The organism is Leptospira mtsangambouensis, from assembly GCF_004770475.1.
Classification (GTDB): domain Bacteria; phylum Spirochaetota; class Leptospiria; order Leptospirales; family Leptospiraceae; genus Leptospira_A; species Leptospira_A mtsangambouensis.
In genome coordinates, this window is record NZ_RQHK01000002.1 from 752,294 (window position 1) to 774,371 (window position 22,078).

Sequence of the window (22,078 nt, forward strand, 5' to 3'; positions counted from 1 at the left end):
ACAATTGAAACCAAGCTCTCTTCCGCCGATCATCCGAAAAAACGAAGAAGGCGGGTTTTATCTTTCCTCTTCTTCCGAACTGGATGACCTGTATTATTTTATTCTGGGTCAAGCGAAACGACTCGTCTCGGCGAAATCAGCAGCATTTTATTTTAAAAACCAACGTGGAAACCTCAGCCGGTTTGGATTGGTAAATGATAAATCCACCGCAGGTTCTATTGCCAAACATGTTTTCAAAACCCGTAAAAGTATTCTTATTAAAAAGGGTTCTCACTTAAAGGATTCGGACGGTCCCGTGTCTGAGTCGTATATCGCCTGTTATGTGGGCGATGAAATTGGAGATTTGGCACTTGGGGTGTTGGTACTTGAGGGAATAAAACATTTTCAAAATTTTTCCGAACAAGATTTGGACTTAATCAACTATTTTAGCGCAAACTTAAACGCACTTTTAAAAGACACTGTTCTTTCGGAAACTGAACCAGAATTTTTTAATTCTCTTACAACTTCCATTCTTCTTCTCATCGACAACGCCAATATTCATAACAATAACAATCGCCTTCAGTATTTTTTAGAAGAGATCATTCGTGTTGCTGTTCTAATTAATACTAGTGTCGATTTGGAACATGTTCTTGTGATGGTGATGGAATCCGCAAAATTAGTATTTCGAACGGAAGCTAGCTCCTTGTTGTTGTTAGATGATAAAAAAGAATACCTGGTTTTTCATACGGTCACTGGTGAAAAAAGAGAAGAAGTATCAAAAATCAAAGTGCCTGTGGGCCAAGGGATTGCCGGAACTGTTGCAATTACCAAACAACCCATGATCATCAATGATGCACAAAATGACAACCGTGTCTTTCGGGATGTAGACAAAGCTTCTAATTTTATTACTAGAAATATTCTGGCAAGTCCTCTGATCGTCGGAGATGAAGTGATTGGTGTCATCGAAGCCATTAACACCATTGACAGAAATAATTTTAGCCAGGATGATATTGATACATTTTTGTCTTTTTCCAGTGCATGTGCCGTGGCCATCCAAAAAACAAGGCTTCTCGATAATCTCAATGTCACAAACCTCGAACTCAAACAAAAATTAAGCACACTTGAATCCATTTTCGATTTGGGGCAAGCCGTCCTTGAATCCCATGATGAACTGGGGCTAATGTCTAAAACATTGAGTATTCTCACCAAAGAATTGTCATGCGAAGATGCGGGAATGGTGATCATCGAGGAAAAAAATAAAAACCGAATCCAGGTCTATGCAAGACAACTCGGGATTGTTCGGGAATCTTTTTTTCTAATGCAAGAAAGCCGGCTTTTTTTAAGCCTCATGGAATCAGGAAATCCTCGAATGGCTGTGGTTTCTTCACAACTAGAGGAATCCTTTTTAGAATTAGAATTTTATACCTTAAAGAAAAATTTTCTCATTCTGCCAATTGCCCCAAGAGGGGGGAACTTACGTGCGGCACTGTATGTCAGTGGAAAACAATCGGCTCATTCCTTTAACGAAACAGACCTTCGTATGTTAAAAACTCTGTCTTCGCCACTCGCAAAAGCTTATGAAAACTTACGCCTCAGCCAAGAAATCATTACCAAGAAGTCGATAGAAAAAGAAATCGAAATCACAAGGAAAATCCAAAACAATATTTTGCCAAATTCGTTGTTACAATCCCCGCTTTTTGATCTGGGGGTGATGTCTGTTGCCGCCAAAGAAGTGTCAGGTGATTTTTATGATTTCCATTCTTTCGGGGAAGATCAGTTTTCGTTTTTAGTGGCAGATGTATCTGGAAAAAGTTTGCCAGCCGCCATATTTATGGCTATGTCTAGTTCCATCATTCGTACACTTTCCAGAACCACTGACCTTTCTCCTTCTGAACTTTTATTTCGTGCCAACCAATTGATTTATGAAGATTCTCAATCGGGAATGTTTGTGACTTTATTTCTAGTCAACTACCAAAGGCGAACAAGAACCCTCAAATTTGCGTCCGCAGGACACAATGACCAAATTTGGATTCGTACTGATGGAAGTTTTGAACTTCTAAAAGGAAAAGGAGCTCCCCTTGGAGTGGTTCCCCATACCAATTACCAGGGTGGCGAAATCCAAATTGAACCTGGCGACATTTTGGTTTTTTATACAGATGGAGCCATTGAGGAAAAAAATCCAGACGAGGAAGAGTATGGCCTCGACAGATTTGTTGAATTTATCATCGAAAGAAGGTTAGGGTCCTCTCAAAGTATCGTAGAGGCCGTGTATGATGATATCCGAAAGTTTTCTCGTTCCGATGAACAGTATGATGACTTTACTGTGATGATCTTAAAATTTGCAGAAGTGACTAGCTTTGAAATTTCGAAAGTTTTTCCCGCCCATCCAGATGAAATCCCTCACTTAAGAGATTTTATTTCTGAACATTTAGAGGGGAAAATCACAAAACCTTTTGCTTTCGACGATATTCTGATATCTTTGGATGAAGCAGCGACCAATATAGTCATGCATAGTTACAAGAATACGGAACTAACTCACCCTAGTTTCGAATGTAAGTTGGAACTCCTTGGCGACAATCTAAAAGTTGTACTCATTGACGAAGGAAAACCCTTCGATAGAAAAAAAGTTCCTAAACCTTCCGTGGAAGCCAATTTAAAAGGCGAACGGAAGGGAGGATTCGGCGTTTATCTGATGGAGACTCTGATGGACAAAGTGTCCTACGACTTCAACGGGAAACAAAATATAACCTATTTGGAGAAAACTATTGTATGAGCGAAGAAAAAATTGGAATCCATTCGGAAGCGGTTGGGGACAAGGTAGTTGTTCATGTCCAAGGCAATTTGGACGTACACAACACACATAAAATTGAAAAGGATTTGATGGCTCTCGTAAGTGCCGCAAGAAAACCAGTTGTTTTCAATTTGAGTGATGTTCCCTTTATCTCTTCTGCCGGACTTCGGTTGCTCGTCACAACACTTCGCCTTTGCCAGGAACAAAAAATCAGCATTTCTATCTGTGGATTGCAACCCGCAGTTGAGAAAGTTTTCGATATCATTGGAATGCAGCAGCTATTTACAATTTATCCTGATTTAGACTCTGCTCTGAAGTAAAAATCACTTTTCTAAGTGATCCTAAACAAAACATTGGAAAAAAACTTATGGAAACCAAGCAGTATTCCCTAAACAACCCGTTCAAAGAATCCAAGGCTCCGGAAACCCAAACCGGAATTTATGATGATGCTCTCAAACTTGGAAAGGAACTCATTGAGAAACCGATCCTAGGGGGCGGAGAAGATAGAATCCGCGTCCAACACTCCAAAAACCGTATGACGGTTTGGGAGAGAATCAAAGTCCTTACTGACGAAGAACCTAATATCACCTACCAAAACTGGGGACCGAATTTAGACGGTGCCTCTATTGTGACTGGAATTTTAAATATCAAAGGCCGTGATGTGGCAGTCTACGGACACGACTTCACCCTTCGTGCTGGTTCTATGGATGCAACGAATGGAAGTAAACTCGCTCGCCTCATCCAAATGGCAGGGACCCACGGAATCCCTCTCATCGGGATGAACGACTCGGCAGGTGCTTATGTTCCTGCGGGAGTGGGTGGACTCGACGGTTATTCGGAAGCCTTTACCGCACTTCGCAAAATCAGCGGTGTGGTTCCTTCCGTTATGCTTATGTTTGGTTTCAATGCTGGTGGTGGAGCCTACCTCCCTCGCCAAGGATCGTTTATGATCCAATGTGATGGAACCTTCTTTGGTCTCACGGGACCTGGGGTGGTAAAGTCCGTTCTTGGGGAAGACATTTCTGCCGAAGACCTGGGAGGCCCAAAAGTACATGGCCAGTCAGGTGTGGTCGATTTAGTCACAGGCGATGAATTAGGATCGCTGCGAACAGCCATCCGACTTCTCTCTTATTTACCAGACAATAACCACAGTTTTGCGCCGTTCTATCCGACTTCGGATCCAGTAGACAGGTTCATTTACGAAGAAGACATTCTTTTTAGAAAAACTTTCAATTCCCCAACAGGAATGAACACTCCTTTTGATATCACACTTTATTTACAACAAATCTGTGACCATGGTGAGTTCTTTGAATTACAACCACAAAGAGCAAGAAACATTGTAACTGCTTTTGGTCGTATCGGTGGTCATGTGGTGGGTTTTCTTGCCAATAACTCTGCAGTATCTTCTGGTCAGATTGATATCGGGGCATCTCGCAAAGGAACTCGTTTTGTAAGATTCTGTAACTTATACAATATCCCTATGGTATTTGTAGAAGATACAACTGGATTTTTACCTGGACGCGACCAAGAACACAATGGGATTGTTCTCGAAGGAAGAAAACTCCTCGATTCTATTATTGATCTTAGAACTCCAAGACTCACTCTTATCATTCGTAATGCATTTGGTGGAGCGTATGCAACATTTAACTCCTATTTTACGGGAGCTTCGATGGTATTCGCACTTCCGACAGCAAGGATTGCGGTGATGGGCCCTGCCGGAAAAGAGTATGTTTACAAAGATGAAATCACAAGTATCCAAAAAGATTTTTTGGCCAATGTGAAAAAAGGAATGAGTGAAAAAGAAGCAGCCGCCACTCGCGATGCCAAACTTTTCGAAATCGGACAACGATACGAAAAAGAACTTATGAATCCAAAAGAAGCACTTTCTCTTGGTTCTGTTTCCTCCATCATTTTACCTGGTTATACAAGAAACGTACTATCGAAAAACTTGAATTTCCTAATGTCCAAATACAAACCGGCGGAAATGTCCGGTCCTCAAAGGGAGTTTGAATAATTTCCATGTTAGATAAGAATTTAAAACGCATTCAGTTCCAAGAATCCGAATCGGCATGGATTCGTTCCTTTACTGTGGAATCGATCAAATGTCTGATTGTTTGCCGTGGCCCTGTTCGTAAGGAAACCATGGATGTATTTGATGCCATTGGGGTGAAGGAATACGGAATTTTACTTTCCGAAAAAGATTCCATCGTTTATCCCAAGGCCCTTGCTCCGGAACTTCGTAACTTTCGATTCCCAGAAAATATCCATAGAGTTCCTGATTATATGGGAGCGGGTAAAGAAGAGAAAGAACAACGCATTCGCCAAATCATCGGAATCACCAAAGACAATGGATACACTCATATCTTTGCAGGTTACGGATTTATGGCAGAGGATGCTGAATTCATCGAAGCCATTGAAAAAGCTGGGATCACATTTATGGGTCCAAGCTCCCATGTGGCAAAAGGTGCTGGTGCCAAAGACGAAGCAAAAAAACTCGCAAGAAGTCTGAATGTATCGGTAACTCCTGGTGTTGATAATATCACTGCCCTTGCTTTACTTCGTAAAACGGGGAATTCCAAAGATGGACTTCTGAAAGTTGCAAAAGAAAATAACTTAAATTTTTCTTTTAATGATTCCAAAGCATTGGAAGACAATGCGGAAGACTTACTCCAACTTTCTTACGAAAAAACCATAGACATCACTTCTATTCCTGACTTACAAAAAGAGTCTTCCATTCTTTGTGAAGATATTTGGAAAAAGTATCCAGGCAAACGAATTCGATTTAAATACATCGGTGGTGGTGGTGGAAAAGGCCAACGTGTCATCAGTGAAAAATCAGAAATTGATGCTGCTGTTATGGAAATCCTTGCGGAATCTAAAGTTACTGCCGTTGGTTCCAACAGAAACTTCCTCATTGAGCTCAACATTGAAAACACACGCCATAACGAAATCCAGCTCATCGGTAACGGAGAGTGGTCTTTGTCTCTTGGTGGTCGTGATTGTTCTTTGCAGATGCACGAACAAAAACTGTTGGAAATTTCGCAAACAGTTGAGTTACTCCAAAAAGAAGCGGATCTTGTTCGATCTTCTAACGCCAAAAAAGCAGCCATCCTCGACAAAGATGTTCAGACTTTAAAAGATATGGAACACCAAGCAGAAGTGTTTGGAAAGGCAATTCGTTTAAATTCTGTTTCTACGTTTGAATGTATTGTGGAAGGTAATAGTTTCTTCTTTATGGAAGTAAACACAAGGATTCAGGTGGAACACCGTGTGACTGAGATGGTGTACAAAATGAAGTTCACCAATCCAAATGATCCGAATGATTTTTTCTACATTGATTCTCTTGTGGAAGCGATGGCGGTTCTTTCCATCCACGGTCCAAGAGTTCCAAAACCAGAACGAATTGTCAGAAACGTATCCGGCGCAGAAGTTCGGATCAATGCGACAAACCGCGCTCTCCAACCACACGCTGGAGGGATCATCCAAAACTGGTCGAATGCTCTTCCTGAAGAAATTCGTGATGACCAAGGGATTTGTACTCGTAACCCTGATACAGGTGCCTTTGTTCATTACAACCTTGCTGGAGCTTATGATTCGAATGTGGCTCTTCTTGTTTCTTATGGAAATAGCAGAACGGAAAACTTAGAAATTTTAGGTAATATTCTTCGTAAAACAGAGCTTAGGGGACAAAACCTCGAAACGAACTTACTCGTTCACTATGGACTCATCCAGTGGATTTTGGGTAAGGACGCGATGTTCAAACCATCCACTGCGTTTATGATTTCCTACTTGGCTGGAATCGGTTCTTTACAATCCATCATCAACGATTTGGATTTGGAATATCTTTGGTCAGAAAAAACCAAGGCTGCCGATGCAGATCTCAAGAAAATTCTAAACAAAAAGATGACCCTTGTGATTCGTCCTTTGGAACGTCTCCTTGCAAACCCACACTTACTCGGTGGATTCCTCGGATACTTTGATGGAAAACTTTGGACTCGCAGTGGTAACAACATCACTTTCAATGAAAACCCGATCCAATTTTTGGATTCTTTGTATTACTATTTGAATTTGGATACAACGGAAGAAAAACCAAGTTCTGAAAAGATTTGGGATCACGACGCTGCGTTACTAAACGAAGCAAAAGCTTTTTATTCCGAACTATCCAAACGAACAGGGCTTAGCTCTTGGAAGGATTTATCGGAAGCACTTGCAAAAGGTAAAAATCCATCTAAGTCGCTTTCTGAGGAACTTTGGAATGCTTCGGTGGCAAGCCATAACGGTTTCCAAGCTGGTCTTGATACACTGTTATTACTTCCGAAAATCGGAATCAAATCTAACTTTTTTGGTTTGGATGTGAATGCGGATTTGGATGGGGTGGTTCCTGATGAATTCAAAGCTAAAGATACTAGAGATGCGTTTATCAAAACACTGAACCCTCCACCAAAAATGTCGGGGGATGAAATTGTAGCGCCTATGGGTGGAATGTTCTACTCAAAAGAAGCACCGAATCTACCTATGCTCATAAGTGAAGGGGATCATTTCCAAGCGGGCCAACCTCTATTTATCATCGAAGTAATGAAGATGTTTAATAAGATTTTGGCACCTGTCAGTGGAACCATTGTGAAAAATCTAATGGTGGATTCAGACGGAAAGATTGTGACAAAAGCTCAACCCATCTTTAAAATCAAACCAGATGAAATTCTAAAGGAAGAATCTCCCGAAGAAATTCGTTCTAGAAAAGTCAAGGTAACAAAAGAATTGGGTCTCGGTTAACTAACCGTAACCCACAATTGTTTTGTAAATTTCAGTGAGGGGGAGGATGTGATTCACTCCTCCTCTTTTGATTGCCTCTTTCGGCATTCCAAATACTACCGACGTTTCTTCATTTTGGGCAATCGTATCAGCCCCAGCCTCTTTCATTTCCAAAAGTCCTGAAGCCCCATCATCACCCATTCCAGTCATAATGATTCCTTTGGAATTTTGTCCCGCTTGTCTTGCAACAGATCGAAATAACACATCCACAGAAGGTTTGTGTCGATTTACCAAAGGACCATCTGCCACATCCACAAAATACTGGGCTCCAGATCGCCGAACTGTCATATGGCGGTTCCCTGGCGCGATGAGCGCAAGGCCTCTCACAACTCGGTCTCCATCTTTTGCTTCTCTCACACTAATTTCACAAATGGAATCCAATCGTTTGGCAAAAGTTTCAGTGAACTTTTCAGGCATGTGTTGAACAATCACGATCCCTGGTGTTTTGTCTCTTGCTAGTTTGGTGAGAACTTCTTCTAGGGCAATGGTCCCTCCGGTGGAAGTTCCAATGGCGACAATTTTTTCTGTGGCTTGAAGTTGAGAGATATCTTGTTTTTTTTCCGTTTTGATTGAAAATTCTTTTCTTTCTTTTGGATTGGGTAGGGCTTTTAAAGATACGGATGCAGCTGCAATCACTGCATCGGTCAGTTCAATTGTGGATTCATGTAAAAAATCTTTTAAGCCAATTTTGGGTTTAGTGATGATTTCGCATGCACCTAAGCTCATGGCAATCAATGCTGTGTCGGAACCTTCTGTCGTTAAAGTGGAACAAATCACAACAGGAGTGGGCCGTTCTGTCATAATTTTTTTCAAGAAAGACAGTCCGTCCATCCTTGGCATTTCGATATCTAAAACAATCACGTCGGGCCAATGACCGTTCATTTTGTCCATAGCAAAAATCGGATCGGAGGCACTACCCAGAAATTCGAAGGTTGGATCCGATTTGAATATTTCAGTTAACACTTGTCTTACGACAGCTGAATCATCGACTACAAACACCTTGATTTTTTTCATATTTTTATTTTTTCTCTACCCAAACTTCGCCATCCCAGACTGTAAAATATATTTTTCTGGATAAAGTTCCACCGGTATCTTCGGAGATGATTTTAATTTCATTTTCCTTTAAGATCTTTTTTGCAAATTCAGCATTTCGTGATCCTACGTTTGAAGTGGAATTGTCCTTCAGTATTTCCTTTTCTTCATTTAAAAACATATTGGATCCTCCAAAGATTTTTGCATAAAATTCGTTAGGTTTTGTGTGATGTTTTTTTATTTCTGTCAAAAAAAACAAAATAGCATCGGTTCCATATTTATGAGTTTTTTCAAGATGTTGATCCGTTTGGGTTGGAAGCAGGTAATGACACATTCCTCCGATGTGTTTATCAGGATGCCACAAGACAATGGAAACACAAGAACCAAGTAAGGTTCTCACTCTAAATTCGGGTCCTCCGAAGAAAATTTCTCCAGGGTTTAGAAACCGGTCAGTTACTACATTTGGTGAATCCATCACACAACATTGGACGATGATTCTTGGATGGATTGTAACTCCGAAAGCTCCAGAATTTGGTTTACTTTTAGGATAATGACAAATTTACTCTCTAATTTTCCTAGGCCTTGTATAAAATCCAAACGGATTTTTGAACCAAAACTAGGTGGTTCTTCAATAGACTCTGGTGTGATATCAACCACTTCGTTGACTGCATCCACTAGTAAACCAACATCAATGATTTCATTTTCCACTTTGATTTCAGTAATGATGATACAAGTTTTACGGTTGGTTTCGGTTTTCCTTCTGTAAAATCTCATATTGAGATCTATCACTGGAACCACATTCCCCCTTAGGTTAATGACACCAGGTATATACTCTGGCATCATCGGTACATGGGTCACTGATTCGAACTCAATGATCTCTTTGATATATAAAATTCCTAGCCCAAAGAGTTCTTCCGAAATTAAAAAAGTTAGGTATTGAAGTTCCTGCATATCGATATCCTACCTTAATCTTTTAATATTTTTGGAACTTGTTGTTATCATCTGACGAATCCACCTTTCTTGGGTTTGGTGTTTGTAGTCGAGTGGCAGTTTTGGCCGCTAGTTTTGAGTGTTTTGAATCTAAGGCGGATTGTAGTGTCGAATGTTTTCCCAATTTGAAAAAACTTATAGAAGAAAGTAATTTTTCTGATTGGGCTTGTAATTCCTCAGCAATGGCTGCTAGTTCTTCCGATGCACTTGCTGACTGTTGGGAAACCTGGTCTAGTTGGCCCATTGCCTTATTTACTTCATTCACTCCGGAAGATTGTTCCTGACTTGCTGCTGTAATTTCTTGCACAAGGTCTGCTGTTTTATTGATAGCGGGAACAATTTCTTCAATGAGTTTTCCTGCAGACTCCGCAATTTGTACGGAACTTCCTGCTAAACTTCCAATTTCGTTAGCAGATTTCTGTGAACGTTCTGCCAATTTTCTCACTTCAGAGGCGACGACAGCAAATCCTTTTCCATGTTCTCCTGCTCTTGCTGCTTCAATTGCAGCATTTAATGCAAGTAAGTTGGTTTGGTATGCAATGTCTTCAATAATGGAAATTTTGTCAGCGATCTCTTTCATTGCCGAAACAGTATTTCTGACTGCTTCTCCACCTTGTTTTGCGTCTCTAGCAGATTTTGTTGCAATGGTATCTGTCTGTTTTGCATTTTCAGCATTTTGGTCAATAGAGGCACCCATCTCTTCCAAGGAAGCCGATGTTTCTTCTACAGAGGCTGCTTGTTCACTTGCACCTTGGGAGAGTGTACTCGCTGTAGAAGCCACTTCGTCTGCAGCGTTGACAAGTGCATCAGTGTTTGTTCTTACATCGTTGATGATATCAACTAATTTTTTAGATGTATTATTGAAAGAATCTCTAAGTTTAGCAAATCCTCCCTCGTATTCGCTAGTGATCAATTGTGTGAGATCACCTTTTTCTAATGCAGAGAGTCCAACAACAAGATCATCTACAATACGTGAAGTTTCGATTGCTAGATTTTTTTGTTCTGTGATGTCGGTGGCAAATTTGATGACCTTATATGGTTTTCCATTCAAATCGAGGATCGGGTTGTAAGTGGCTTGCAACCACACAATTTTTCCATCTTTACCTATCCTACGGTATTCAGCTGTTTGGTATTCACTTCTATTGAGGGCTGCCCAAAACTGTCTGTATTCCTCTGAGTTGACCATGGAAGATTCCACAAACATTCTGTGGTGTTTGCCAACAATTTCTTGCAATCCATAACCCATTGTTTTTAAAAAGATATCATTTGCAGTGATGATTGTTCCGTCCATATTGAATTCAATCGTCGCTTGTGCTTTGTTAATTGCTTCGATTTGGCCAATAAATTCCCTTACTAGTTTTTTGTTTTCTGTGATATCAGTGGCAAATTTGATGACTTTGTATGGTCGACCGTTAGCATCAAGAATTGGTGTGTAAGTGGCTTGTAGCCAAACTTCTTTTCCATTTTTCCCAATACGTTTGAATTCAGATGATTGGTATTCCCCTCGATTGAGAGCAGCCCAAAATTGGCGATAGGCTTCTGAATTTGCTTCTTGTGACTCAAGGAAAATTCTATGGTGTTGGCCTTTGATTTCATTTAGACTGTAATCCATTAAATTGAGGAACTTTTCATTTGCTGTTGTAACTGTTCCATCCATACTGAATTCAATGGTTGCTTGTGATCTTTCAATGGCTTTCGAATTCGCATTGGCTTCCGTAACATCCGCCCATTCCACTACACTGCCCAAACGTTCGCCAGAATTTGTAATGATAGGGTTAGCAATTAAATTAAACTCTCTGTTTCCTATTTTAATGCTAGTTTTGTGTTCGGATGTGAAGGTTCCAAGAAGTCTGCGCTGGTGGCTTGGGTCTTTATGGTAACTATCAATATTACTTCCCATTAGATCTTTGAGTGAAAAATTTCTAATTTGGGTCTTGATGTCTGCTTCCGATTTATCAAACATACCGCGAATTGATTTGTTCATGTAGACAACTTTTAAGTCTAAGTCAGCAATCATTACGTTTGTAGAGACACAATCTAAGGCTGTTTTGATTTGAATTGCATCTCTTAGTGGTTTTCCAACCTGTTTGAGTAGTAAGAATAGTAAGCTAGCAGTGATGAGAAGAAAGACAATTCCTGAAATATAAACCGGGAATAGTTTTTCCTTTGGAGTCACCATACCTTTTGAAATTTCAGAAATACTTTCTTTTGTGAGTTGGGAATTCCATTTGGAGATAGAACTAGAGTAGGGTTTCCAATATTCCGAAAGATTTGATTTTAAATTTTCTTTTTTTGTAGGATCCTCTGGTTCGTTTACATAGGATTTTATAATGTTTAAATAATCATCTTTTTGCGATATAGTTGTCTTTATGATTGTTGATTCTTCTGTAGACGCCTGGAGAGAGACAATTTGTTCCCAAGCTGAATTCAGTTTTTCTAAGTCATATTTAATTTTGGCAACATAGGTTTTGTCTACTTCTTGCGACTGGAGGACGGTGAAGAGATCGGATTGGATCGATTGACTTAGGTTCCAAATGGAAGTTAGGTTTTCTGTTTTTTGCAGATGAATCCGTGTTGTTTCTTCCGAATGACTTACATCAGTCAGTATTCCCCAAGAATAAGCAGAAGTCCAAATTACAAAAATTAGACCTGTAAGAAAAAAGCCTATTAGCTTAGTGCTTATCTTTATGTTTTTCATATCATCCTCTTCATTTATATAATCTTTCGTTTTCGACGGCAATGGTTCTTTCAAATAAGGAAGGGATATCAATGATTAGTGCCACGTTCCCATCACCGAGAATGCTTGACCCACTAACACCTTTTACATGGCGAAATACTGAGCCCATTGGTTTAATGACCGTTTGGTATTCGCCCAGAAGTCGTTCTACAACGATTCCTGCTTTTTTTTCTCCATTCCTTACAATAACAATATTTTCTCTGGAATTTTCTCCACTCGATTCACATGGGTAATAATCTTTCAGACGAAGAAATGGAATTAAATTTCCTCGAAGCGCAAAGAATTGATTGGAATCAACCTTGTTATCATCTGTAAAATGTAAACATTCTAATACCATATCCATCGGTATGATGAATTGGTTTTTACCAACCTCTACTAAAAACCCATCGATGATGGCAAGTGTGAGTGGGAGTCGAATGATAAATCGACTTCCTTGGTTCGGTGTGGATTTGACGGTTATCGAACCTCGGAGGGATTCAATATTTTGTAAAACTACATCAAGTCCCACACCTCTCCCGGAAACATTGGTGATTTGAGAGGCTGTTGATAGTCCAGGATGAAAAAGAAGTTTAAAAATTTCCTCTTCCGAATCAGGTAGCGGCCCAGACACGAGGCCTTTATCAATTCCCTTTTGCCAAACTTTTTCTTTTTGAATTCCGTTTCCGTCATCAGTGATTTCTATCACAACACTTCCTGCTTCATGGAAGGCATTTAGTTTGATGGTACCTTGCTTTGGTTTTCCTTTTTTTTCCCTTTCTTTGGAAGTTTCTAATCCGTGGTCACAAGCGTTTCTAACTAAGTGTGTGAGTGGGTCACCTAACTTATCAACAATATTCCGGTCGAGTTCCGTATCATTTCCTTCTGTGATAAGTTTGATATCCTTTCCAAGTTCTTTCCCTAAATCGCGAACAGTCCTTGTGTATTTTTGGAAGGTGTCTCCAATTGGGACCATTCTTAGTTTTAAAGAAATTTCTCTCACTTCGTTTAGAAGACGCATCGCAAGCATAGACGATTCTTGTAAGTTGGAATCTTCCATGGAACCAATGAGTTGGTTCATATTTGCACAGGAAACTACAAGTTCTCCCACACGATTGATCAATTTATCAATTCGTTTTGAATCTACCTTGATGGTTGCTGATTTATTTTGGTCTTGTTTTTGATTTGTGATTGTTTTGTCTTCGTGTAATTCATCTGAAGATAAGTGGGGAGGAGGGGAAGAATGATTTTCTTCTGAGTTCGTACTGATCCCTGTTTTTCTTTTTTTTAGTTCTTCAAAATAATTTACAAGACTAGCGTCTGTTAGTATTTGAATTTCTCTCCAAATGTTCCCAAGTAAAATTTCTTCTTCTGGGAGTTGGAAGGATAGGTCTGCTAGATCTTCAATATTCGCATCAGGAGGGAGAATGTGTAAAAAAGAGTCGGCTTCGATAAAGTTAAAAACTTTTCTTACTGCATCCAAACCAGCGTCAGATTCCAAGTGGATTTCAAAGCCCAAATAACAAGATTCTGGATCAAAATCCATAGTGTTTGGGATGGTTTCTGCAATGGTTTTCACCGATTGAATTTTCCCGATTTTTTTTAAATATCCAATAAAGGAGATAGGATCTAATCCTTGCGAAAAAACGTTACGGTTTGGTCGAAATGAAATCAGATATCCAGGGATTGAATCCTTATGGTTTTGGATTGTTTGAGTTTGGTTTTCTGCAGAAAGCAAATAGTTCGTTTTTTTATCTAAACCAATTTCATTTTCTTTCTGGATCTGCTTTTTTTCGGAAGTAACAATTTCAGAACCTTGGAAGGGTTTCATTAAATCTAAAATTGAATTTCCCTGCATGATTTTTGACTCAGGGATTTTGCCTTTGGTTTCTTCTGCGACTAAATAGGAAAGGTGGTCTTTTGCTTTGAGTAGAATTTCTGTTAATTCAGCTTGGAACTTGATTTCATGAGAACGCAATCGATCCAGTAAGTTTTCCACAACATGGGTAAACTTCACAGTGGATTCAAATCCAAACATTCCTGCTGTCCCTTTGATAGTATGAACAGCTCGAAAGATGGCATTCAAATCTTCATCACTAGGGGCAGAAGTTTCTGTACGTAAGAGAATTGCCTCCATATCCCGAAGGAATTCGTCGGATTCAACTAAATAGGCATCTATAACCTCAGTTAAATCCATTAGTTGTTTTTCCTCGTACCATATCTAAATTCTACTTCGTTCGAGTGCTCTTTTTTTACCTTCACTCGATCACCAAAAAAACTAACGAGTCCCAAAAGGTCTAAAACTTTCAAAACAGGTAGTGAGTGGTTTTCTAATTTTAAGGAAAAGTGATTTTTTTGACTTAAAGTTTTAAGATACATCAAGAACTGAATCCCTGCTGAGTCCACTCGTTGGATTCCACTTAAGTCTAACAAATATACTTGTCCTTTTCCACTTGTCCAAACCTCTGATAGTTTTTTCCAATCCTTAACAAAGGGTACGGTTAAATACCCTTCCCAAGTGATATCAAAGCCTATGTTTGTTTTTTTTAGGTTTTGGACAGGTTCCATTTTACGTTACTAGTTTGGAGATTGTATCCAACAATTCTTCTGGAGAAAATGGTTTCGTTAACCATGCTTTTGCACCAGCATCTATCCCTTGTTGTTTTTTTTCTGGTTGGGATTCTGTTGTTAACATGATGATGGGTGTGAATTTGTATTTAGGATTCTCTTTCACTTTTTTGATAAAACTTATCCCATCCATGTTTGGCATATTCATATCTGAAACGATCAAATCCACTTCGTTGCCTTCTAATTGTTTTAAACCCTCTAATCCATCACCTGCTTCAATGAGATCGAAGTTTGCATTCTTTAGATGTACAGAGATAATCTTTCTGAATACTGCAGAGTCATCGATGATCAATATCTTCCTATTCATGGTTCTTTCCTTATTTTTCGTTTTGGATTGGTAAAAATACTTCTGCAATGATGCAGTCTGCTTTGACTTCCGTAGTATGGTCGATGGCATTTCGTATGAAAAACATCCCATTGTGTCTATGTAGGATAAAATCAACCATCGTTAACCCCAATCCCAAACTGAATTTTTCTTTTGAATAAAAACTTTCAACGGGTGGGTGGATTCTGAAAAAAGGTTCGATCAGTTTTTTTTCAGACTGAGCCAGTTGTTTGGCATATTCATCATCGATGATGTTGTTTTTAGCAGAGAGGCAAAAGTAACCATCCACAAAGGTAACAAAAACATCAAAATGAGATTTTCTTTTAGAATATTTAAGCCCATTGGTAAATATTTCATGAATGGCAACTTTCATTGATTCTAAATCAAGGTCAAGGAAAACAGATTGTTTTACAACTGGTAAGTTTACCTTTAATTCACGTTCGATAATTTCATCTCGAAATGATTCAACAAGAGAAGGAAGTAAACCGAGTAGGTCTTCACTTTTTGTTCTAACCAAATTTGTATTGTTTTGGATTAGGTCTACTGCCAAATCTAATCCACTCATCATAGCAATATTGTGTTCGTGATTTTCATACAAAAGATCCCAAAACTCTTTGTTGATTGAGTAATCTTTGCCAAGATCCACTTTCATTTGTTGGATGGAATCTATGATCGTTGAAATGGCTCCAAGGCCTGAACCTTGCATCAAAGTAGTTTTTAAATTTAAAATCGAATGGAGTTCCGAATTTACTTCATTGGTTTTTCTATGTGATTCTTTGTAATTAAGCCATTCCAATTGGCTCTTTAATTCTTTTGATTCTTCATCAACGAGAAGTGATTCCATTCGCTTTAAGTAGACGTATTCTAATGCTTTTTCTAAACGATCTGCAACAATTTCGACATGGAGAGGCTTTAAAAGATAATCATACACGCCCATTTTCATGATTTCTATGATTTCATCGATTTGGTCGATGGCAGTTTGAATCATAAAAACGGCATTTGGTTCTAATTTTTTTTGTTCACGGATGAATGATTTTCCATCCAAAACGGGCATCATTAAATCCACCAAATATAGACTATATGGACGTTTTGCAGCCATCTCAAGGGCTATCTTCCCATCTTCGGCTACATCTGCATCCATACCAATCCGCTTACAGATGGCTTCTAGTAGGACTTGGTTTTCTTTTTTATCCTCAATGATCAGGATTGGTTCTTTGGGACGCCTTAGGTGTTCCTTTACCCGAGCCTGGGAGGATTGACTTTGGTTTACGTTCGATTCCACCATATAGATTATCGGAAATCCTACGGGAGAATTCTATAGGGTTCAATTCCTTTATTTTATTATTTCGGGTAACTTGAGTTTAAAAATGGAACCTTGCCCTAATTGGGATTTAAGTTCTAGTGAACCTCCTAGCCGGTTCGCCAAACCTTGAGAAATCGAAAGACCGAGCCCCGTTCCTTCGATTTTTCCGTCGTCGTTTAACCGGGTGAAGGTATGAAAAATACGGTTTTGATCCTCTTCTGAAATCCCTGGCCCAAAATCACGGACAGAAATCTCTAAATTTCCCTCCGCCCATTCACAATCCAATTCGATATAGGGATGATTTGCGTATTTGATAGCGTTTGAAAGGAGGTTGAGTAGAATTTGTTGGATTTTTCCACCGTCAGAGTGGATCACCTTTGATTGTAAAGGTGGACGAAATCGAATTTCCATTCCCTTTGCGTTGGCTTGTGGTTGGATTAAATCCAATGTTTGGCGACATATGTCTTCTGGTTTAAACGATGTTAATTGGATTTGAATTTGTCCCGATTCGATTTTCATCAAATTTAGGATTTCGTTGATCATATTTAGGAGTCTCGTTCCACCGGTATAAATATAGTTTAAGTATTCCTTTCCGGTTTCATCTGAATCAGGTAACTGAATCAGTTTCGAAAATCCGATGATGGAATTTAAGGGTGTTCTTAGTTCGTGACTCATATGGGCTAAAAATTCAGTTTTAGCTCGGTAGGCGTGTTCCAATTCTTCTTTCGTTTTGGTAAGGGCAACGGTCCTTTCTAAAACTAAAGATTCTAATGTTGATTTGTAGCGATTCAGTTCTGTAAGATCCAAATCCCGTTGGACAAAAAGTCCCATCCAACGACTAACCGTTTGGTAAATCAAAAGATTTTCATGTTCGATGGGCGAATTCTGTTTGTATTTGAAAAAACCCATAACTCCCAAAAAGCGATTTTCAAAACGAACAGGAATGAGTAGTATTGTTTCGGCTTTGGTTTGTTCGAAGAACCATTTTTCTCTTGGTAAGGCTTTGTTTGGGTCTAAATAAATGGTTTTTCCTTTTTTTAGTTTATGAACCCAACGACCAAGACCCAAATCATACCAATCTTCCGTTTGGCATTTTTCTGGCAATAAAGGGTATTTGGTGGTCTTTCGTTCGTTGGCCCAAGTTTTAAAAAAGTCTTTTTTTCCTACCGTTTCATATTTAAGAAAAAAAACAGAATCCATTTCAGTAAAGTATAACAACTGATAGATTGCTTGTGGTAAGCCTTCTCGAATGGAAGGTTGTTGGATGAGTATTTGAATTGAGGAGGCTACCCCTAATTCAAACCGAAGTCTCCAGGCAATTTCTTCTTCTTGTCTTTGTTTGGTGGTAATATCTTTTATAAAGAATTTTGTGTATTCTTTGTTTTTTTTTCCTTCTGGAAATTGAAACTTACCAAAGGAAGCTTCCAGAATGGTTCCGTTTGTGATATAAATGAGTTCTGTGGAAAAGTCTGAGTTCTCAATTTTTTTGCAAAGAAAGGTGTTTAAATCAAATTCTGGTTCTAATGATGCAAATATTTGATTTTTAATTAGGATCTCAGATTTTTTAGACGACCTATCAATGGAAAGAATGGCGGTTCCCGAGTCATTCCCCTCTAAAGAGGCCTTTAGCAATGACCAAGGATCCAGATCCATACTAATACTGTTTGAGTAGTTCTTTCGGTAATCTAAAACTCATGGTATCTTCTCTGCTTTCCGGAAAAAGAGATACCTTGGCATCGGGAAAATGTTTTAAAATCTCTCCTACAATTTCATCCACAAGGATTTGGGGGCTTGAGGCACCAGCGGTGATACCAAGGGTTTTTATTCCTGAATTTTTAATATGATCGGGGTTTACATCTTCTTTCCGTGAGATTTGGAAACTGGCAGGTCTTGTTTTTTTGGCCAATTGGCATAATCTAACAGAATTAGAAGAATTTTCTGCACCGATCACAAGCATTGCATCTACTGATTCTAACATTGACCTGACTGCTTCCTGGCGTTCTGTTGTCGCATAACAGATATCATCCTTTTGAGGATGTTCTACGTAAGGAAATACTTCTTCAATTTTTTTGACAATATTTTTTGTATCAGCCACGGAAAGGGTGGTTTGCATGAGATAGGTGAGTGGTTTGTCTTTTGCGATTTTGTTCCGTAAATTTTCCACATCTTCTGGAGATTCCACAAGAAACATCTGTGCCTCTCCCATCGTTCCAATTGCCTCATCATGGCCTCTATGACCAATATAGATGATTTGGTGAGAATCTTTGATATTTCGTGCTTTTTTATGGACCCGAGTGACAAGGGGGCAGGTGGCATCTCCAATTTTCATTTTTCGTTCTGTGGCTTCTTTTACAACTTCCGGGGAAACTCCATGGGCAGAAAATACAACAGTGGCACCATCGGGAACTTCTTTCAGTTCGTCGATGAATTGGATGCCTTTTTTCTTCATTTCTTCGACAACTCGTTGGTTGTGGACGATTTCCTTGCGAACATAAAGAGGGGCTTCTGGGTTCTCCTGGAATGCAGTTTCCACATAGGAAATGGCATACTTCACTCCCGCACAAAATCCCCGGGGGTTCGCTAAATATATTGTCTCTAACACTGAATTAGGCCTGCCTTTTCTTTCAATCCAACTCCATAGAATTTCCAGGACATATTTTAGAAAAGGGGAAGTTCTATTTTTATTCAATTTTTATTTCATTTTCCCTATTATCCTCCCTCCCAGAATGACCGATCCTTATCTTGAAAAGGCCAAGGATGGCCTCTTCGAAAATTCATCAATTTCTCGGACTCAAGGTGAAAACCTTAAGTGGCGAGGGAACGGATTCAAGGAGGAACCCGGATGATTATCAACCACAACGTAAGTGCGATCTTTGCACACAGAACTTTGAAGTCTAACGACGCGAACCTGAGCAAAGATATCGAAAAGTTGTCTTCTGGTATGCGTATTAACAAAGCCGGAGATGACGCATCTGGACTTGCAGTATCTGAGAAAATGAGAACTCAGATTGCTGGTCTTCGACGTGCAGAACAGAATACTGAAGATGGTATGTCCCTAATTCAAACGGCGGAAGGATATCTTCAAGAAACACACGAAATCGTTCAACGTGTTCGTGTACTCGCGGTGCAAGCTGCGAACGGTATCTACTCGGAAGAAGATAGACAACAGATCCAAGTCGAGGTTTCACAGCTAGTGGACGAGATCGATCGTATTGCTTCTCAAGCAGAATTCAACAAAATGAAACTGCTTACAGGAGCATTTGCTCGTCTCAACCCAACTGCTAGTATGTGGTTCCATATTGGAGCTAACATGCACCAAAGAGAGCGCGTGTACATTGAAACAATGAACACTGCGGCATTGGGATTAAGAAACCCTACGGTTCTTACTTTCATCTCTCTTTCGACTGCAGGTAAAGCAAACTCCGTAATCGGACTTTGTGATGATGCCCTAAGAGTTATCTCTAAACAAAGAGCTGACCTTGGTGCTTATTACAACCGTATGGAGCATGCTGCGAAAGGACTTATGAATGCTTATGAAAACACACAAGCATCTGAGTCTCGTATCCGTGATACTGACATGGCTGAACAAATGACCAGTTTCACAAGATACCAAATCTTAACTCAGGCTGCTACATCAATGCTTGCGCAAGCAAACATGAAGTCTCAGTCAGTGATGAGATTGCTCCAGTAATAGGATAAGAGAAACCAAAGGTAGGGCAGGGTGGTTGGGGCCCCGCCTCTGGTTTCTCGATTTTCTTAAGGTTCTTTTTTTAAATTTTCATATCTCTCCCTTTTCAAAACCTTCCCTAATATAAACATTTTATCTTTTTTACTCCTTGAACCAATTTCATGTAGTTTTTTTATATTTTATATTTTATATTTAAATTCATTCTCTAAAAAAACAGATTATGTATTTTAGAAGATATGGGTGAGTCCTCTTTGATGAAATTAGATATTGAAACAGCATACAATGCGATCCATTCGATAGTATTTAAAACTCCATTGCAATTCCATGCCAAATTATCAGAAAGTTTTGGTGCTAAAATTTTTATCAAACGAGAGGACCTGCAATTGGTTCGATCCTATAAAATTAGAGGAGCATACAACCTAATCCAAAGTTTAACCTTAGAGGAAAGAGAGCGGGGTGTCGTTTGTGCAAGTGCTGGTAATCATGCGCAAGGTGTAGCCTATTCCTGCAAAATTTTAAATTTGCGTGGTGTGATTTATATGCCTGCCATCACACCCAAACAGAAAATCAATCAAGTTAAAATGTTTGGTGGCAATGAGATCGAAATTGTATTGGTGGGTGATACATTTGATGAATGTCAAACCTTTGCATTAGAATATGCTAAAACTCATCATATGGTCTTTGTTCCTCCTTTTGACCATATAAAAATTATGGAAGGACAAGGTACTGTTGCTAAAGAAATTTTAGAAGAAGAGTCTGAAATTGATTATGTTTTTGTTCCCATTGGCGGAGGCGGATTATGCGCTGGAGTGGGTAGTTATTTTAAAGAAAAATCTCCACATACAAAAATCATAGGAGTGGAACCATTTGGTGCGCCTTCCATGACGGAAGCTCTCAAACAAGGGAAACCAGTTTTACTTGATAAAATTGACAAATTTGTCGATGGAGCGGCAGTAAAAAAAGTAGGGGATCTAACGTTTCCCATTTGCAAAGATATTCTTTCTGATCTATTACTCGTCAAGGAAGGGAAAGTTTGTTCTACTCTTTTGAAATTATACAATGAAGATGCTATAGTGGCAGAACCGGCAGGAGCTTTGAGTATTTCTGCATTGGACCAGTATGCCGATCAGATTCGTGGAAAAAAAGTAGTTTGTATCTTAAGCGGTGGAAATAACGACATTGATCGAATGCAGGAAATCAAAGAAAGGTCACTGCTTTACGAAGGTTTAAAACATTATTTTATTGTTCGTTTTGCCCAAAGACCTGGCGCCTTAAAACAATTTGTAAATGAGATACTTGGTCCAAACGATGACATTGTCCGATTTGAATTCATTCAAAAGAATAATAAAGAATCTGGTCCTGCCCTGATTGGAATTGAGTTAAAGTCTAGGGATGATTTTCAATCATTGTTAGAAAGAATGGATGCGTTCCATTTGAATTTCACTTTGGTCAACCAAGACGAGAATTTATTTGAATATTTAATTTAATAAATAGTTCAATTGGTTCCGTTATGTGGATTTTTTTTCCAGTCACTTTATCATCATTTTCTAGAACCATCGGATGGAATTTCCTGTTTTGTTTTGGTTATTTTTTCAGGAAATCCCTAAAGGATTTTAGTTTTGATTCGATATCTATATTGATTGAAGGATCGTCGTACAGCTAAAAGCCCGGAGTGATTGCCGGGCTTTCGCATTATTATGAACTTTTCTTTGTAAAAATTTTAGGTTTTCTGTTTTGAATTTCCTTTTAGGAAAGATTATGATAAACAGGCGTTATTGGGTGGCGGGTGGATTACCCCACCCAGTTCGATTAGGGCG

At 39.2% G+C, this 22,078-nt stretch carries 16 protein-coding genes; 6 read left to right on the forward strand and 10 right to left on the reverse strand.

Annotated elements, in window-relative coordinates:
- Positions 1-4: 4 nt before the first annotated feature.
- From EHR01_RS03365 to EHR01_RS03380, 4 genes are read left to right on the forward strand one after another with little or no spacing between them, the layout of a single operon-like run.
- Positions 5-2,752 (forward strand): SpoIIE family protein phosphatase, encoded by a 2,748-nt coding sequence (locus EHR01_RS03365; protein ID WP_135693171.1) that lies wholly within the window; start codon positions 5-7, stop codon positions 2,750-2,752.
- Positions 2,749-3,090 (forward strand): STAS domain-containing protein, encoded by a 342-nt coding sequence (locus EHR01_RS03370; RefSeq protein WP_135693172.1) that lies wholly within the window; start codon positions 2,749-2,751, stop codon positions 3,088-3,090. Before EHR01_RS03365 ends, EHR01_RS03370 begins: the two co-directional genes overlap by 4 nt.
- Positions 3,091-3,137: 47 nt before the next feature.
- Positions 3,138-4,784: an acyl-CoA carboxylase subunit beta gene (locus EHR01_RS03375; RefSeq protein WP_135693173.1), complete on the forward strand. Its 1,647-nt coding sequence runs from the start codon at positions 3,138-3,140 to the stop codon at positions 4,782-4,784.
- Positions 4,785-4,789: 5 nt separating this feature from the next.
- Entirely contained in the window at positions 4,790-7,543 is a 2,754-nt protein-coding gene (locus EHR01_RS03380) for an ATP-binding protein (protein WP_135693174.1), read from the forward strand.
- Here EHR01_RS03380 and EHR01_RS03385 read toward each other — a convergent pair whose 3' ends face one another.
- The 10 genes from EHR01_RS03385 to ispH are packed head-to-tail and all read right to left on the reverse strand — an operon-like array spanning position 7,544 to position 19,175.
- Complete coding sequence (locus EHR01_RS03385; RefSeq protein ID WP_135693175.1) at positions 7,544-8,596, reverse strand: protein-glutamate methylesterase/protein-glutamine glutaminase; 1,053 nt, start codon at positions 8,594-8,596, stop codon at positions 7,544-7,546.
- 4 nt (positions 8,597-8,600) lie between these two features.
- Positions 8,601-9,089, reverse strand: a complete 489-nt coding sequence (locus EHR01_RS03390; protein WP_135693176.1) for a chemotaxis protein CheD — start codon at positions 9,087-9,089, stop codon at positions 8,601-8,603.
- Positions 9,089-9,565 (reverse strand): chemotaxis protein CheW, encoded by a 477-nt coding sequence (locus tag EHR01_RS03395; RefSeq protein ID WP_135693177.1) that lies wholly within the window; start codon positions 9,563-9,565, stop codon positions 9,089-9,091. Before EHR01_RS03395 ends, EHR01_RS03390 begins: the two co-directional genes overlap by 1 nt.
- A gap of 22 nt (positions 9,566-9,587) precedes the next feature.
- Positions 9,588-12,302 (reverse strand): methyl-accepting chemotaxis protein, encoded by a 2,715-nt coding sequence (locus EHR01_RS03400; RefSeq protein WP_135693178.1) that lies wholly within the window; start codon positions 12,300-12,302, stop codon positions 9,588-9,590.
- Between the two features lie 10 nt (positions 12,303-12,312).
- The gene (locus EHR01_RS03405) at positions 12,313-14,514 is read right to left on the reverse strand and encodes a chemotaxis protein CheA (protein WP_135693179.1); all 2,202 of its coding nucleotides are present in this window, start codon (positions 14,512-14,514) and stop codon (positions 12,313-12,315) included.
- Entirely contained in the window at positions 14,514-14,885 is a 372-nt protein-coding gene (locus tag EHR01_RS03410) for an STAS domain-containing protein (protein WP_135693180.1), read from the reverse strand. Before EHR01_RS03410 ends, EHR01_RS03405 begins: the two co-directional genes overlap by 1 nt.
- Position 14,886: 1 nt before the next feature.
- Positions 14,887-15,252, reverse strand: a complete 366-nt coding sequence (locus EHR01_RS03415; protein ID WP_135693181.1) for a response regulator — start codon at positions 15,250-15,252, stop codon at positions 14,887-14,889.
- 10 nt (positions 15,253-15,262) lie between these two features.
- The gene (locus EHR01_RS03420) at positions 15,263-16,555 is read right to left on the reverse strand and encodes an ATP-binding response regulator (protein ID WP_135693182.1); all 1,293 of its coding nucleotides are present in this window, start codon (positions 16,553-16,555) and stop codon (positions 15,263-15,265) included.
- A gap of 48 nt (positions 16,556-16,603) precedes the next feature.
- Positions 16,604-18,226 carry a sensor histidine kinase gene (locus tag EHR01_RS03425; protein ID WP_135693183.1) on the reverse strand — a complete coding sequence of 541 codons (1,623 nt, stop codon included), beginning with the start codon at positions 18,224-18,226 and terminating at the stop codon, positions 16,604-16,606.
- Position 18,227: 1 nt separating this feature from the next.
- Positions 18,228-19,175: a 4-hydroxy-3-methylbut-2-enyl diphosphate reductase gene (gene ispH, locus EHR01_RS03430; RefSeq protein ID WP_135693184.1), complete on the reverse strand. Its 948-nt coding sequence runs from the start codon at positions 19,173-19,175 to the stop codon at positions 18,228-18,230.
- Between the two features lie 240 nt (positions 19,176-19,415).
- On the opposite strand from ispH, the gene EHR01_RS03435 reads away from it, so the two are divergent.
- Both EHR01_RS03435 and ilvA read left to right on the forward strand, forming a co-directional pair.
- Positions 19,416-20,264: a flagellin N-terminal helical domain-containing protein gene (locus EHR01_RS03435; protein ID WP_002974229.1), complete on the forward strand. Its 849-nt coding sequence runs from the start codon at positions 19,416-19,418 to the stop codon at positions 20,262-20,264.
- A gap of 251 nt (positions 20,265-20,515) precedes the next feature.
- Positions 20,516-21,748 (forward strand): threonine ammonia-lyase IlvA, encoded by a 1,233-nt coding sequence (gene ilvA, locus EHR01_RS03440; protein WP_135693185.1) that lies wholly within the window; start codon positions 20,516-20,518, stop codon positions 21,746-21,748.
- Positions 21,749-22,078: the final 330 nt, after the last annotated feature.

Bases quoted from the DNA above. Each gene is read 5' to 3' on its own strand.
- EHR01_RS03370 (WP_135693172.1), top strand. From the start codon at position 2,749: ATGAGCGAAGAAAAAATTGGAATCCATTCGGAAGCGGTTGGGGACAAG.
- EHR01_RS03375 (WP_135693173.1), top strand. From the start codon at position 3,138: ATGGAAACCAAGCAGTATTCCCTAAACAACCCGTTCAAAGAATCCAAG.
- EHR01_RS03380 (WP_135693174.1), top strand. From the start codon at position 4,790: ATGTTAGATAAGAATTTAAAACGCATTCAGTTCCAAGAATCCGAATCG.
- EHR01_RS03385 (WP_135693175.1), bottom strand. From the start codon at position 8,596: ATGAAAAAAATCAAGGTGTTTGTAGTCGATGATTCAGCTGTCGTAAGA.
- EHR01_RS03390 (WP_135693176.1), bottom strand. From the start codon at position 9,089: ATGGATTCACCAAATGTAGTAACTGACCGGTTTCTAAACCCTGGAGAA.
- EHR01_RS03395 (WP_135693177.1), bottom strand. From the start codon at position 9,565: ATGCAGGAACTTCAATACCTAACTTTTTTAATTTCGGAAGAACTCTTT.
- EHR01_RS03400 (WP_135693178.1), bottom strand. From the start codon at position 12,302: ATGAAAAACATAAAGATAAGCACTAAGCTAATAGGCTTTTTTCTTACA.
- EHR01_RS03405 (WP_135693179.1), bottom strand. From the start codon at position 14,514: ATGGATTTAACTGAGGTTATAGATGCCTATTTAGTTGAATCCGACGAA.
- EHR01_RS03410 (WP_135693180.1), bottom strand. From the start codon at position 14,885: ATGGAACCTGTCCAAAACCTAAAAAAAACAAACATAGGCTTTGATATC.
- EHR01_RS03415 (WP_135693181.1), bottom strand. From the start codon at position 15,252: ATGAATAGGAAGATATTGATCATCGATGACTCTGCAGTATTCAGAAAG.
- EHR01_RS03420 (WP_135693182.1), bottom strand. From the start codon at position 16,555: ATGGTGGAATCGAACGTAAACCAAAGTCAATCCTCCCAGGCTCGGGTA.
- EHR01_RS03425 (WP_135693183.1), bottom strand. From the start codon at position 18,226: ATGGATCTGGATCCTTGGTCATTGCTAAAGGCCTCTTTAGAGGGGAAT.
- EHR01_RS03435 (WP_002974229.1), top strand. From the start codon at position 19,416: ATGATTATCAACCACAACGTAAGTGCGATCTTTGCACACAGAACTTTG.
- ilvA (WP_135693185.1), top strand. From the start codon at position 20,516: ATGAAATTAGATATTGAAACAGCATACAATGCGATCCATTCGATAGTA.